General features: G+C 64.6%; 11 protein-coding genes. 7 read left to right on the top strand and 4 right to left on the bottom strand.

The features are described 5' to 3' along the window. Window positions 1-76 precede the first annotated feature (76 nt). A complete protein-coding gene (locus ACF8C6_RS06175) occupies window positions 77-1,102 on the top strand; it encodes an AraC family transcriptional regulator (RefSeq protein WP_392498473.1) in 1,026 nt (341 codons plus the stop codon). 4 nt (window positions 1,103-1,106) lie between these two features. Here the strand turns inward: ACF8C6_RS06175 and ACF8C6_RS06170 are convergent, their stop codons facing one another. Then, window positions 1,107-3,194 carry an LTA synthase family protein gene (locus ACF8C6_RS06170; RefSeq protein WP_392498472.1) on the bottom strand — a complete coding sequence of 696 codons (2,088 nt, stop codon included), beginning with the start codon at window positions 3,192-3,194 and terminating at the stop codon, window positions 1,107-1,109. A gap of 92 nt (window positions 3,195-3,286) precedes the next feature. On the opposite strand from ACF8C6_RS06170, the gene ACF8C6_RS06165 reads away from it, so the two are divergent. Continuing rightward, window positions 3,287-3,487: a hypothetical protein gene (locus ACF8C6_RS06165; RefSeq protein WP_392498471.1), complete on the top strand. Its 201-nt coding sequence runs from the start codon at window positions 3,287-3,289 to the stop codon at window positions 3,485-3,487. 113 nt (window positions 3,488-3,600) lie between these two features. On the opposite strand, the gene ACF8C6_RS06160 is transcribed toward ACF8C6_RS06165, so the two are convergent. Continuing rightward, window positions 3,601-3,792, bottom strand: a complete 192-nt coding sequence (locus ACF8C6_RS06160) for a PLDc N-terminal domain-containing protein (protein WP_277688898.1) — start codon at window positions 3,790-3,792, stop codon at window positions 3,601-3,603. A 227-nt stretch (window positions 3,793-4,019) separates the two neighbouring features. Between ACF8C6_RS06160 and ACF8C6_RS06155 the strand changes: the two genes are divergently transcribed. The 4 genes from ACF8C6_RS06155 to ACF8C6_RS06140 all read left to right on the top strand — a co-directional run bounded on the left by ACF8C6_RS06155 (window position 4,020) and on the right by ACF8C6_RS06140 (window position 6,871). Beyond that, window positions 4,020-4,283, top strand: a complete 264-nt coding sequence (locus ACF8C6_RS06155) for a hypothetical protein (RefSeq protein WP_392498470.1) — start codon at window positions 4,020-4,022, stop codon at window positions 4,281-4,283. A gap of 161 nt (window positions 4,284-4,444) precedes the next feature. Continuing rightward, window positions 4,445-5,428, top strand: a complete 984-nt coding sequence (locus ACF8C6_RS06150) for a GlxA family transcriptional regulator (protein WP_392498468.1) — start codon at window positions 4,445-4,447, stop codon at window positions 5,426-5,428. 23 nt (window positions 5,429-5,451) lie between these two features. Continuing rightward, on the top strand, window positions 5,452-5,691 hold the full coding sequence (locus ACF8C6_RS06145; protein WP_392498467.1) for a DUF1272 domain-containing protein: 240 nt from the start codon (window positions 5,452-5,454) through the stop codon (window positions 5,689-5,691). Between the two features lie 13 nt (window positions 5,692-5,704). After that, the gene (locus ACF8C6_RS06140; RefSeq protein ID WP_392498691.1) at window positions 5,705-6,871 is read left to right on the top strand and encodes an MFS transporter; all 1,167 of its coding nucleotides are present in this window, start codon (window positions 5,705-5,707) and stop codon (window positions 6,869-6,871) included. An 80-nt stretch (window positions 6,872-6,951) separates the two neighbouring features. On the opposite strand, the gene nfuA is transcribed toward ACF8C6_RS06140, so the two are convergent. Beyond that, on the bottom strand, window positions 6,952-7,536 hold the full coding sequence (gene nfuA, locus ACF8C6_RS06135) for a Fe-S biogenesis protein NfuA (protein ID WP_392498466.1): 585 nt from the start codon (window positions 7,534-7,536) through the stop codon (window positions 6,952-6,954). Window positions 7,537-7,633: 97 nt separating this feature from the next. Further along, window positions 7,634-9,910: a fatty acid cis/trans isomerase gene (locus tag ACF8C6_RS06130; protein WP_392498465.1), complete on the bottom strand. Its 2,277-nt coding sequence runs from the start codon at window positions 9,908-9,910 to the stop codon at window positions 7,634-7,636. A 155-nt stretch (window positions 9,911-10,065) separates the two neighbouring features. Here ACF8C6_RS06130 and metH point away from each other — a divergent pair, with 155 nt between their 5' ends. Beyond that, complete coding sequence (gene metH, locus ACF8C6_RS06125; RefSeq protein WP_392498464.1) at window positions 10,066-13,776, top strand: methionine synthase; 3,711 nt, start codon at window positions 10,066-10,068, stop codon at window positions 13,774-13,776. Window positions 13,777-13,811: the final 35 nt, after the last annotated feature.

Genomic DNA, 13,811 nt, shown 5'->3' with positions numbered 1-13,811 from the left:
ACGAATGCTAGGTGCTCTCGCGGCGCAGGTTTATGGCATAGTCGGCCAATAAATTGTGACTTTCGGACATGTTCGCATGCCTGTAAAAACCATCGCCCCCGTACGCCGCAGCGCCATCAGCGTGCAACTGCTCACCCAGTTCGGCCTCGATCACGGCCTGTCGCTGGATCTCTGCCTGCACGCCACCGACCTTAACTGGCAGATACTCGGCGAACCCGGCGCCGAGGTGGACGCCGAGCAGGAGCTGCAGCTGGTGCGCAATCTGGTACGGCACCTGGGGCATCGCCCGGGCATTGGTCTGCTGGCGGGTCGTCGCTACCCACTCAATGTCTATGGCATCTGGAGCTTTGCCCTGCTCAGCTGCCGCACGGGGCGCGAAGCAGCGCATCTCGGCCTGCGCTACCTGGACCTGACCTATGCCTTCCACGGCATGCGCCTGGAGGAGTACGCCGAGGAAACCCATCTGCTGTTCGACGACAGCGCCGTGCCTGAAGACTTACGCAGCTTCCTGCTCGAACGCGACCTGGCCGGCATGCTCTGTGTGCAGCGCGTGCTGACCGAACAGCCCCACGTCCTCAAACGCATCGATTTGCGCCTGGCAGAACCTGCAGACACCCGCCTGTATGAGCAGGAACTGGGCTTTCTGCCGCGCTTTGCGCAGGCCGATAATCGACTGGTGATCGACAACCACTGGCTCGACCGGCCCTTGCCCGGTGCCAATCCACAGATGGTGGCGCTGTGTGAAGCGCAGTGTCAGGAGCTGCTGGATAAACGCCGGCACCGCGGCGGGCTGGCCGGGCAGATTCGCACACTGCTGCTCAGCCGTCCTGGTCAGCTACCCACCATGGAGCAGATCGCAGCCAACCTGCACATGAGCTCGCGTACCCTGCGCCGCCGCCTCGACAGTGAAGGCAGCAGCTTTCGTCAGCTGCTCGAAGAAGTGCGCCAGGCCCTGGCCGAGGAACTCCTGGCCACCGGCGGGCTGACATTGGAAGAGATCGCCGAACGCCTGAGCTATGGCGAAGTATCCAACTTCATCCACGCCTTCAAACGCTGGAAAGGCGTGGCGCCGCGCCAGTTCCAGCGCGGCGCCCTGAACTAACGCCCTACTCGCCGACCGGCTCCTTGCGCGCCACCGCACCCGGGGCATCGCGCACACCGGCGGTGTTGCGCAGCAGACTCTGGGTAGCCACCTGCAGGAAGGCCTCCAGGCGCTTCTGCAACTCCGGCTGCTGCGCATCGCCCTGCAGCACCTCGACCTTGCGCTCAGCGAGCTGGTAGCGATAGAGCTTGGCCGGCATGTCCTTGGGCTGCACCAGGACCTTGTCACCGCTGATGATCGCCACGGTCTGATCGCTGCCCGAAGGCTTGATCACGCCGATGCCCGCATCGCCTTGCGGCAGGCTCAGCAGGTCGCGCCCCCAGCACTGGTTGCGGGTTTCGCCGCCGAGGCGGCCCATGATGGTCGGCACCACATCAATCTGCGTACCGACGGTGTCGCGACGCTCACCGAAAGTCTCGCGCACGCCCGGGCCGAGCAGCAGCAGCGGCACGTTATGGCGGTACAGATCCATCTCGGTGAGCTGCTCCGGGCTACCGAAGCCGTGGTCGCCGACGATCACGAACAGGGTGTCCTTGTAGTACGGCGACTGCTTGGCCTTCTCGAAGAACTGCCCCAGGGCCCAGTCCGAATAGCGCATGGCGGTGAGATGCTCGTTGTTCGACCCACGGTCGGTGACCGGCGCCACCGGCAACTGTTTCGGCAGCGCATACGGGGTGTGGTTGGACAGGGTTTGCAGCAAGGCATAGAAGGGCTTGTTCGGGTCCAGCTTGTTCAGCTCGACGGCGGCGCGGTCAAACATGTCCTGGTCGGACACGCCCCAGGTCGGGTCGAGGAACACCGGGTCGACGAAGTCCTCACGGCCGATGAAGTTGCGCATGCCCTGGTTGCTGAAGAAGCCGGACTGGTTGTCCCACTGAAAATTGCCGTTGTAGACGTACAAGTCGTCGTAACCACGGGCACTGAGCTGTTGCGGCAGACCGGAGAACTGGTGGCTGCCCTCGGGCATGCGCATCAGGTACTCGAAGCTCGGCAGGTTGGGGAAGCAGGCCATGGTGGCAAACATGCCCTGGTGAGTGTGCGTGCCGTTGGAGAAGAAACGGGTGAACAGCAGGCCCTCCCGGCTCAGGCGGTCGAAGTTCGGCGTGATGTCGGCATCGCTGCCCAGCGCGCCGACCCAGCGCCCGGCGAAGCTCTCCATCAGGATCACCACCACATGCTTGATCGGCAGCACGCCTTCGGCTGGCGGGGTGAAGTCGCGGCGCACCGCCGCACTCTCGGCATCCACCAACACGTCGTGCTCGCCGAGCAGCATCTGGCGCACCACCGGAAGCGCCTCGGCGTCCGTCATGGTCGATTTCCAGGCATTGTCACGGTGGTCGGAGAAGCTGTTCTCGGCGGCATCGACCAGGGTCAGGATGCCATTCAGGCCCAGGTGGTTGGCGAAGATCGAATCGGTTGTATAGGCATCGCCCCAACGCAGCGGCGGGCCCTGCTTGAGCGTGCCACGGGCCGCCAGCACCGCCAGCAGCAGGCAGGCGAAGAACACCGCGAAACGCTTGTACCAGGCCATGGCTGGTCGCACCTGACGCGGCCGGGTGAGGTGTTCGAGCCAGTTGAACAACATGGCCATGGCCAGTGTGCCCAAGGCCCAGGCCAGCAGATAGCGGGCCACCGGGAAGCCATTCCACAGCATGCTGGAGACGGTGCCCAGATCCTCTTCCATGTACTGGAACACCAGGCTGTTCAGGCGCTGATGAAACTCGCGGTAGAAGTCCATCTCGGTGATACCGAGCAGCAGCGCAATGCTGGCGGCCACGCTCAGCCACGCCACATGCGCGCGGCGCGCGGCCATGGCGCGCAGGCTGAGCAGCGACAGCAGCAGCGGCGCGACGATGTAGACCACCACGCGCAGGTCGAAACGCGCGCCGTTGAAGAAGGCTTCCAGCAGATCGCCGGCGGAGGTTTCACCGATCAACTCGGCGTTGTGGTTAAGCAAGGCCAGGCGCAAAGCGGCGAACATCAGCATCAGCAACACGGCGCAAGCCAGGGTGAACAGCAGATGGCTGGAGAGTGAGGGTTGCTGACGGGAAGAAGATAACTCTGCGGGTTGTCGGAGAACCGAGGAAGGCATATCGATTAAGGTCCGAATAGCTACAAGGCAAGCGGGAATTGTTTCTTCTGGCAGGTGAAAAATTTGTCGAACCGGGCAACGAGGAATGGCTCATGCACCAGCACCACGGCATCAACTACCTGGAAACTCCCTGCAGCCAACTCGAGGCGAACGAGGCATTTTTCGCCACGTGTTCGGCTGGAGCTTCAACGACCACGGTCGCGGTTACAGCTGCTTCCTTGGCACCGAGCTTCTTTCGCGCAGCACACGCCTTCGATTGTCAGCGAGGCTGCCCGCTGATCGTGCTGTACTGACCTCAATGCCAGCCAGAACGCCCCCCGTCAGGCGCTACTGAAGGCCAGCAAGACGCAACAAGGCCGGCAAATGCCGGCCTTGTTGTTTGCAGCTCAGGCATGCCTGCCTGGATTCAGATCCGCACGTTGCCACGCGGCCCCATCAGGGCCCAGATGATCAGGCCGATCAACGGCAGCAGAACGATCAGCAGCACCCAGAGGATCTTCATCCCCGTTTCCGCATTGCTTTTGATCACATTGATGATGGCCCAGATATCCAGGGCAAGGATGACCAGGCCGACAAGGCCGCTGAGGGTGGAACCCATGGCTGACACTCCTGTGTGATAGGGCTTCCTCTATAGGATAGGAATGGCGGCCATTCGTTCAAACGCGGAAATAACCCCTGAAATAACGCTGACATGCGACATATTCCTACGTTTTTACGACAGCCTGTGACTCTAAGGTCAGGTTTTGACATCCATTGTTCACAGGCCACGGCAATAGGTGCTTTCGCTGGCCAACGCACATTGGGCACTCTTGGAGAAACAGACCCATGAACACCTCGCTCCGCGTCAACGAAGCTCTGCTTATCGCCGGTCGCGCTTTTCAACCTTTCCAGTGCGTGGCCTGGCAACCCCAGGACGGCACCGGCTCGCTCACCCTGACCGTGATCGACCGCACCAACAAGCGTCTGAGCCAGGCCAACCTGGACCTGCGTACCTATGCCGACCCGGCTCAGCTGGCCGATGCGCTGGCCCAGTCACGCGAGCAGATCAGCCGCCAGGGCTACGCCCTGGAGCCGTGGAGCATGCCCTGATTCGCCAGCCCCGGCCTGCCGCCAACCCAAGCCCCCTCTGCCGCAAGGCGAGGGGGCTTTTGTTTAGACCCGACGACAGCGATGTCCATATCTGTGGGTTTATTGTCATTGTTGCCAAGCTGAGCTGAGCGCAGACTGTCTCCACGCCCTGGAGAATGTTTATGCGCACCATCGCCTGCCTGATCTATCCCGACGTCATGAGCCTGGACGTCACCGGCCCCCTGCAGGTATTTGCCTCGGCCAATGTCGAATGCCAGCGCCAGGGGTTGCCCAGCGCTTATCAGTTGCGCGTGCTGGCCGAACAAGCCGGCCCCGTGGCGACCTCCGCCGGTTTTCAACTGGTCGCCGAACAGGCCTGGGCTGAGTGTGCCCCTGCCGAGCTGGATACCCTGCTGATTCCGGGCGGCCTCGGCGAGGCCGCGCAGTGCACCAACCAACAGCTGCTGGCCTGGCTGCGCAGCGCCGAACCCCAGGTGCGTCGCCTCGGCTCGGTGTGCTCCGGCGCCCTGATCCTGGCCGCCGCCGGGCTGCTCGATGGCCGCCGCGCCACGACCCACTGGGCCGATGTCGCGGCTTTGCGCGCGCACCAGTGCATCGAGGTCGACGGCGATCGCTTGCACACCTACGACCCCGAAGGTCGCGACGGTGACGCCCATGTCTTCACTTCGGCGGGAGTCACCGCCGGCATCGACCTGGCCCTGGCACTGGTGGAAGCCGATCTCGGCCGCCCGCTGGCGCTGGCCGTGGCCCGGCGCCTGGTGATGTTCCTGCGCCGCCCAGGCGGACAGGCCCAGTTCAGCGCCCTGCTCGCTCCGGACGCCAACTGCACGCCGCGCCTGCTGGGGCTGCTGGAGTGGATCGCACAGAACCTCGCCGCCGACCTCTCGCTGGAGGCCCTGGCCCAGCGCGCCAATCTTTCCAGCCGCAGCTTGTCGCGCCTGTTCGTTCAGGAGCTGGGCACAGGCCCGGGCCGCTATGTCGAGCAGCTGCGCCTGGAGGCCGCGCGCAACCTGTTGCAGGGCAGTGGCGCCTCGATCGGCACGGTGGCGCGCCTGACCGGCTTTCGCCACCCGGAAAACCTGCGCCGCACCTTTCACAAGCACCTTTCGGTCAGCCCGCAGGACTACGCCGAACGCTTCGCCTGATTCATCCGCCAAGGAGAACCACCATGCTGCAACTGCGCCCCGGCTGCGAATGCTGCGACCGCGACCTGCCCGCCGATTCGCCGGACGCCATGATCTGCTCCTTCGAGTGCACCTTCTGCCGGGACTGCGCCGAGCACAAGCTGCACGGCCGTTGCCCGAACTGCGCGGGCGAGCTGGTACGCCGCCCCATCCGCCCGGTTGCGACACTGGCTCGCCACCCGGCTTCACATGCACGCATCCATAAGCCGGCCGGCTGCGCCTGAGGACATCATCATGCTGTTGCTGAACAACCCGACGCTGCTACGCCTGTTCCTGGCCCAGGCCCTGTACTGGAGCTGCACCCTGATCGGCGTGACGCTGACCGCTCTGGTCGGCCTGCAGATAGCGCCTATCAATGCCCTGGCCACCCTGCCACTGGCGTTACTGGTGCTGGGCTATCTGCTGTCCACCCAGCCGCTATCGACCTTCATGCAGCGCCGTGGGCGTCGCGCCGGCTTGCTACTGGGGGCTACTGCCGGCATCGGCGGCGGGCTGCTTAGCGCACTGGGCGTGTGGCTGGCGGACTTCTGGCTGTTCTGCCTGGGCGCCCTGCCCCTCGGCGTTTATCAGGCCTCGGCCATGTATTACCGCTTCGCCGCCCTGGAAGCCGTGGACGAAGCACACAAGGGCCGCGCCACCGCCTGGGTGATCGGCGGCGGGCTGCTGGCCGCCCTGCTGGCTCCCGAGCTGACCCTGTGGGCACGCAATGCGCTGGCGACGCCCTTTGTCGGCGCCTACCTGGCACTCGCCGCCCTCGCCGCACTGGCGCTGCCTCTGCTGGCCGGCCTACGCCAGGGCGCCCTGCCGCCCGCCAGCCGGAGCGGCCTGGCGAACATGCGCCACCTGCTGAGCCGTCCGGTGGTACGCGCCGCCATCGCCACCACCGCCATCGGCCACGGCCTGATGATCCTGGTGATGAATGCCACACCGCTGGCCATGAGCTTCTGCGGACTGCCGCTGGAGGCCGGCGCGGAAGTGATCCGCTGGCACATGGTCGGCATGTTCCTGCCGGCCTTCGTCGCCGGACCGTTGGTCGATCGCCTGGGCGCGCGCCGCGTCGCCTTGCTCGGCATCGGGCTGCTGGTTGCCAGCGCCATCATTGCCCTGAGCGGCCAGCTGCAGATGCATTTCCTGGTCTCGTCCCTGCTGCTGGGCATGGGCTGGAACCTGATGCTGGTCGCCGGCACCACCCTGCTCGGTGAAGGCCACGCACCCGAGGAGCGCGGCCAGGCCCAGGGCCTGATGGAGCTGGGCAACGGCGCGGTGGCCACCTGCGCGTCCTTCGCCTCCGGCGCGTTAATCAGTGGCCTGGGCTGGAACCCGCTGAACCTGGCCATGTTGCCCTTGCTGGCTGTCGCCCTGCTCGCCTTGAGCCAGAGCCGGCGCCAGTTGCAGCCAGCCTGAAAGGCCCAGCAAGCCAGGCAGTTCTTGCAGACAACAAAAAAAGGCGCCCAAAGGCGCCTTTTTCATCAATCGCAGGGAACTCAGTAGTAGGCGTTCTCGCGGTTGCTGTGGTCGGTCACGTCGCGCACGCCCTTGAGTTCGGGAATACGCTCCAGCAGGGTTTTCTCGATGCCTTCCTTGAGGGTGTAGTCGGCCTGGCCGCAGCCCTGGCAACCACCCCCGAAACGCAGCACGGCAATGCCTTCCTCGACCACATCGACCAGGCTCACCTGGCCGCCATGGCTGGCCAGACCCGGATTGATTTCGGTCTGCAGGTAATAGTTGATGCGCTCGTTGAGCGGGCTGTCCTCGTTGACCATCGGCACCTTGGCATTCGGCGCCTTGATGGTCAGCTGCCCGCCCATGCGGTCGGTGGCGTAGTCGACGACGGCGTCTTCCAGGAAAGGCTCGCTGACAGCATCGATCCAGGCAGTGAACTTGGCCAGACCCAGGGCGGTGTCTTCCGGCTTCTGCTCACCCGGCTTGCAGTATGCAATGCAGGTTTCCGCGTAGGGCGTACCCGGCTGGGTGATAAAGACGCGAATGCCGATACCGGGCGTGCTCTGCTTGCTCAGCAGATCAGCCAGGTAATCGTGGGCGGCGTCGGTAATGGTGATGGCGCTCATGGCAACTCCTCGCAAACGTGCCGCCAGTGTACGCCAATCGGCAGGGCGGGATAAAGTCCTAGTATTTTAGTAGGAATACTTCCCGCCTTCGCCCGCCTCATAGATTGCGATAACGGTTCATGTCCAGCACACCCGCCTCCACCGGCTCGGTTTCGCGGATATAGGCCGACAGATCGTGGAAGTAGCGCCAGAACTCCGGATGACTGCGGCGAATGCCCCAGCGCTCCACAACCCTGTCGAAGGCAGCCTGGTCACGCACCCGTTCCATCGCGGCGACGAATGCCGGCACCTCGTCAGCCCTGAGGCTGAACACGAAGTTCGGGTAGCTGGTGAGCACACCCGGATAGACCGTGAGGGTGTCCAGGCCAGGCTGGTAGCGCAGCGACTCGCCCGTCATGAAGGCCACGTTGCTGTGCGCACGGTTGCGCAGCAGGCTGTAGACCTCGCGCCGGCCATCGGCGCGCTCCACGCGCAGCAGGGTAGCTTCAGGCAGCTGCTCGACCACCTTGAAGCCGCTGGCCGGGCGACTGCTCAGCCGGCTCAGCGCCTGCTCGGCATCCGCCAGGTCGCTCGGCAGACCCGCCCGATGGCACTCGGCATCCTTGCAGCGATTGATCGGATCGGGCCGTGCATTGAGGCTGGCATAGCGCGCCAGCAGCCTCTGGGCGAAGGCACCCTTGGCGCCCGGCTCCGGCAGGACGATGCCGCTCGGCGTGTCGAAGTCGGCCTCGGTGTAGTCCAGCCACATCTTCAGCTTGCCGCTGTTCTGATACCAGTCGTCCAGGTAGGCCTTACGCGAGTCCGCCGGCAACAGGCGGAGGAAGTTCAGTTCGGCGCCGTTGCGGATCAGGTCGAAATACAAACGCGTCTGCGCCTGATGCGAGACGTTGCCGTAGACATCGAAATTGACCACCAACTGATAGTAGGTGCGCTCCAGTAGCGGGTAGTCCATCAACCACAGGGTCTGCGGCACCTCGCCGATCAGGCCTTTGCGCACCATGGCGCTGTCATGGTGGCGGAAAATCGACAGTAGTGCGTTGTCGTTGCCGGCCCAGAGGGTCGACCAGCCCGGCAGCGGCGCCTGCGCATAGGTCTCGCGGCGCAGATCCTCGTACTCGTTGCGCTTGTCGCGGTAGGAGGTCCACAGGCCCAGCAGATCGCCAATGTCGTCGAACTGCCCGGGCATGGCCAGCAGCGGCGTGGCCTGAGCGCGGTACTCGGCATCGGTGATGTAGAGGTCGTGCTGCGGGTCCTGGAACAGCGCCCAGAAATTGTCGCGGATCACGTCGGTGGCGATTTGCCCACGGCACACCGGGCCTCGGATGAAGGTACGCACGAAGTATTCGGCGTTATCCAGCATGAACTGGTAGCGCGCCTGCGCCGGAATCGCCTGGAAGGTCTCGAAGGGGTTGGCGCGGCGATGGGCGCCGTAGCCCGGCACGGCATCCACCGTCCAGTCGCTGGCATAGAACAGCTCACGGGTGCGCTTGAGCTTCTGCGCGCTGAGCGGATAGGTGATGTGCGTCTTGTGTACGATCACGCCCTGGATCGGCCGCAGGCGGTAATAGAAGTCGCTGCCCGGATCGTCGTTGGGCCGGCGCGTGGCAATCGGGTCGACCGGCTGGCCGCTGGGCGTGCGCGAGCGCACCAGCTGGAAGAAGTGCCCAGCCTCGCCACCCTCGAAGTACAGATGAGCAAGGAACAGATGCTCATACAGCCAGCGGTTGACCAGGCTTTCCCGCGCGCCCGGCGCATTGAGAAAGGTCTCCCAGTCAGCCACTTGCCTCTGCTCGGCGGGCGACGGCTGCAGTGCCTGCTCGTCCACCGCAGCGCCCTGTTGCAGCCAGCGCTGCAGGGTGGCGTACTCGGCGTCGCTGAGGCCGGCGACGGCAAAGGGCATGCCGGCGTGGGCGAACTTCCTGGCGTAGGCGTCGAACTCACCGGGCAACGGGCACTGGTTCTCGCGAGCGATATCGATGTCCAGCTCATCCGGCAACTTGGCGTTGGCGGCCGGTGGATTGCTGCGCCCCAGCTCAAGCATGCGCGCCAGCAGGGCAGCCTGCCCGGCCTGCGGCTGCAGCACGGAGAAAAAGCCCTTGTTGCGCCAGGCCGTTTCGCCATGGGCATCCATGAACAACTGCGTGGTCGGCTGCGCCTGGGTACGCGTACCGTCATATACCGGCGCCTTGCTGGCGCCGCGCAGCACACCTTCACCACTGCCCAGGTTGAGCTGACAAGGCGAGTCGTAGCAGGCATGGCAGGCCACGCACTTGTCGGTCAGGATCGGCTGAATGTCACGGCTGTAGGAGACCGGCTCGGCAGCAAACAGTGGCGCACTCAGCAGCGCCAGCGGGGCAAGGAAACGACGGGGCATGGCAAAGTCCTTATGCAACGACGGGGCATTGTACGGCTATGACAGCGAAAGGGCCCAATATGAGCCATTTTCATGCACAGACCGCAAACGTCTGAAAGGCTTGCAGCTTTGCTATTATTCGCGCCCTTTCTACATGCTCAACCCAGGTAGTCCCCATGTCCGACCGCAGCGCCCGCCTCCAGGCCCTTCAGCAAGCCCTGAAAGAACGCATCCTGATCCTCGACGGCGGCATGGGCACCATGATCCAGAGCTACAAGCTGGAGGAAGAGCACTACCGCGGCGAGCGCTTCGCCGACTGGCCGAGCGACGTGAAAGGCAACAACGACCTGCTGCTGCTGACCCAGCCGCAGATCATCGCCGAGATCGAGAAGGCCTACCTGGATGCCGGCGCCGACATCCTGGAAACCAACACTTTCAACGCTACCCGCGTGTCCCAGGCCGACTACGGCATGGAAGAACTGACCTACGAGCTGAACGTGGCCGGCGCCCGCGTCGCCCGCCAGGTGGCCGATGCCAAGAGCCTGGAAACCCCGGATCGCCCGCGCTTCGTCGCCGGCGTGCTCGGCCCGACCAGCCGTACCTGCTCGATCTCCCCGGACGTCAACGACCCCGGTTTCCGCAACGTCACCTTCGACGAGCTGGTAGAGAACTACACCGAGGCCACCCGCGGCCTGATCGAGGGCGGCGCCGACCTGATCCTGATCGAGACCATCTTCGACACCCTCAACGCCAAGGCGGCGATCTTCGCTGTGCAGCAGGTGTTCGACGAGGACGGCGTCGAGCTGCCGATCATGATCTCCGGCACCATCACCGACGCCTCCGGCCGTACCCTGTCCGGCCAGACCACCGAAGCCTTCTGGAACTCGGTGGCGCATGCCAAGCCGATCTCCGTGGGCCTGAACTGCGCCCTCGGTGCCAAGGAGCTGCGCCCGTACCTGGCCGAACTCGCGGCCAAGGCCGGCACCCATGTGTCCGCCCACCCCAACGCCGGCCTGCCCAACGCCTTCGGCGAGTACGACGAGACCCCGGCGCAGATGGCCGAGGTGGTCGAAGAGTTCGCCGCCAGCGGCCTGCTCAACATCATCGGTGGCTGCTGCGGCACCACCCCGCCGCACATCCAGGCGATCGCCGAAGCCGTGGCCAAGTACCCGCCGCGGGTGATTCCGGACATCCCCAAGGCCTGCCGCCTGTCGGGCCTGGAGCCGTTCACCATCGACCGCAACTCGCTGTTCGTGAACGTCGGCGAGCGCACCAACATCACCGGTTCGGCCAAGTTCGCCCGGCTGATCCGCGAGGAGAACTACACCGAGGCCCTGGAGGTCGCCCTGCAGCAGGTCGAGGCCGGCGCCCAGGTAATCGACATCAACATGGACGAAGGGATGCTCGACTCCCAGGCGGCCATGGTGAAGTTCCTCAACCTGATTGCCTCCGAGCCGGACATCTCGCGCGTGCCGATCATGATCGACTCCTCCAAGTGGGAGGTGATCGAGGCCGGCCTCAAGTGCATCCAGGGCAAGGGCATCGTCAACTCGATCTCGATGAAGGAAGGCGTCGAGCAGTTCAAACACCACGCCAAGCTGTGCAAGCGCTACGGCGCCGCCGTGGTGGTAATGGCCTTCGACGAGGTCGGCCAGGCCGACACCGCCGCGCGCAAGAAGGAAATCTGTAAGCGCAGCTACGACATCCTGGTCAACGAAGTGGGCTTCCCGCCGGAAGACATCATCTTCGACCCGAACATCTTCGCCGTCGCCACCGGCATCGAAGAGCACAACAACTACGCGGTGGACTTTATCGAGGCCTGCGCCTACATCCGTGACGAGCTGCCCTACGCCCTGAGCTCCGGTGGCGTGTCCAACGTGTCCTTCTCGTTCCGTGGCAACAACCCGGTGCGCGAAGCGATCCACTCGGTGTTCCTCTACTACGCGATCAAGAACGGCCTGACCATGGGCATCGTCAACGCCGGCCAGCTGGAGATCTACGACGAGATCCCCAAGGAGCTGCGCGACAAGGTCGAGGACGTGGTGCTCAACCGCACCCCCGGCGGCACCGACGCCCTGCTGGCCATCGCCGACAACTACCGGGGCGGCGGCGCGGTGAAGGAAGCCGAGGACGAGGAATGGCGTAGCTACCCGGTGGCCAAGCGCCTGGAACACGCGCTGGTCAAGGGCATCACCGCCTTCATCGTCGAAGACACCGAGGAGTGCCGCCAGCAATGCGCGCGCCCCATCGAGGTGATCGAAGGCCCGCTGATGAGCGGCATGAACGTGGTCGGCGACCTGTTTGGCTCGGGCAAGATGTTCCTGCCGCAGGTGGTGAAATCCGCCCGCGTGATGAAGCAGGCCGTGGCCCACCTGATCCCTTTCATCGAAGCGGAAAAAGGCGACAAGCCGGAAGCCAAGGGCAAGATCCTGATGGCCACGGTGAAGGGCGACGTGCACGACATCGGCAAGAACATCGTCGGCGTAGTACTGGGCTGTAACGGCTACGACATCGTCGACCTCGGCGTGATGGTGCCGGCGGAGAAGATCCTCAAGACCGCCATCGAGGAGAAGTGCGACATCATTGGCCTGTCCGGGCTGATCACCCCGTCGCTGGACGAGATGGTCCACGTGGCCAAGGAGATGCAGCGCCAGGGCTTCACCCTGCCGCTGATGATCGGTGGCGCCACCACCTCCAAGGCGCACACCGCGGTGAAGATCGAGCCGCAGTACAGCAACGACGCGGTGATCTACGTTACCGACGCCTCGCGCGCCGTGGGCGTGGCCACCCAGCTGCTGTCGAAAGAACTTAAAGCCGACTTCGTGCAGAAGACCCGCGACGAATACGTGGTGGTCCGCGAGCGCACCGCCGCCCGCGCCTCGCGTACCGAGCGCCTGAGCTACGCCGAGGCCATCGCCAACAAGCCAGATTTCGACTGGGCCGGCTACCGCGCGCCGAAGCCGAGTTTTACCGGCGTGCGCGTACTGGACGATATCGACCTGCGCGAACTGGCCGAGTACATCGACTGGACCCCGTTCTTCATCTCCTGGGACCTGGCCGGCAAGTACCCGCGCATCCTCACTGACGAGATCGTCGGCGAGGCGGCCACCAGCCTGTTCAACGATGCTCAGGTCATGCTGAACAAACTGATCGACGAGAAGCTGATCAAGGCCCGCGCCGTCTTCGGCTTCTGGCCGGCCAACCAGGTGCACCACGACGACATCGAAGTCTACGGCGACGACGGCAAGCCACTGGCCACCCTGCACCACCTGCGCCAGCAGGGCATCAAGGCGGACAGCAAGCCGAATCTGTCGCTGGCCGACTTCGTCGCGCCCAAGGAAAGCGGCAAGACCGACTACGTCGGCGGCTTTATCACCACCGCCGGCATCGGCGCCGAGGAAGTGGCCAAGGCCTACGAGGCCAAGGGCGACGACTACAGCTCAATCATGGTCAAGGCCCTCGCCGACCGCCTGGCCGAGGCCTGCGCCGAATGGCTGCACGAGCGCGTGCGCAAGGACTACTGGGGCTACGCCAAGGACGAGACCCTGGACAACGAGGCGCTGATCCGCGAGCAGTACGTCGGCATCCGCCCGGCCCCGGGCTACCCGGCCTGCCCGGACCACACCGAGAAGGCCACCCTGTTCAAGCTGCTCGACCCCGAGGCGGACTACAACAAAGCCGGCCAGAGCGGTGTGTTCCTCACCGAGCACTACGCCATGTTCCCGGCGGCGGCAGTCTCCGGCTGGTACTTCGCCCACCCCGAGGCGCAATACTTCGCCGTCGGCAAGGTCGATCAGGATCAGGTCGAGCAGTACAGCAAGCGCAAGGGCCAGGAGCTGGCCGTGACCGAACGCTGGCTGGCGCCGAACCTGGGCTACGACGACTGACGGATCAGGGGCGCTGCGGCGCCCCTGTTACTTCA

The sequence above is a fragment of the Pseudomonas sp. zbq_18 genome (assembly GCF_043102245.1).
Classification (GTDB): Bacteria; Pseudomonadota; Gammaproteobacteria; order Pseudomonadales; family Pseudomonadaceae; genus Aquipseudomonas.
The sequence above is the reverse complement of the archived record's forward strand: the minus strand, read 5'-3'. Positions and strand labels throughout refer to the sequence as shown.

Coding starts and splice junctions, on each gene's coding strand:
- ACF8C6_RS06175 (WP_392498473.1), top strand. CDS start 77: ATGCCTGTAAAAACCATCGCCCCCGTACGCCGCAGCGCCATCAGCGTG.
- ACF8C6_RS06170 (WP_392498472.1), bottom strand. CDS start 3,194: ATGCCTTCCTCGGTTCTCCGACAACCCGCAGAGTTATCTTCTTCCCGT.
- ACF8C6_RS06165 (WP_392498471.1), top strand. CDS start 3,287: ATGCACCAGCACCACGGCATCAACTACCTGGAAACTCCCTGCAGCCAA.
- ACF8C6_RS06160 (WP_277688898.1), bottom strand. CDS start 3,792: ATGGGTTCCACCCTCAGCGGCCTTGTCGGCCTGGTCATCCTTGCCCTG.
- ACF8C6_RS06155 (WP_392498470.1), top strand. CDS start 4,020: ATGAACACCTCGCTCCGCGTCAACGAAGCTCTGCTTATCGCCGGTCGC.
- ACF8C6_RS06150 (WP_392498468.1), top strand. CDS start 4,445: ATGCGCACCATCGCCTGCCTGATCTATCCCGACGTCATGAGCCTGGAC.
- ACF8C6_RS06145 (WP_392498467.1), top strand. CDS start 5,452: ATGCTGCAACTGCGCCCCGGCTGCGAATGCTGCGACCGCGACCTGCCC.
- nfuA (WP_392498466.1), bottom strand. CDS start 7,536: ATGAGCGCCATCACCATTACCGACGCCGCCCACGATTACCTGGCTGAT.
- ACF8C6_RS06130 (WP_392498465.1), bottom strand. CDS start 9,910: ATGCCCCGTCGTTTCCTTGCCCCGCTGGCGCTGCTGAGTGCGCCACTG.
- metH (WP_392498464.1), top strand. CDS start 10,066: ATGTCCGACCGCAGCGCCCGCCTCCAGGCCCTTCAGCAAGCCCTGAAA.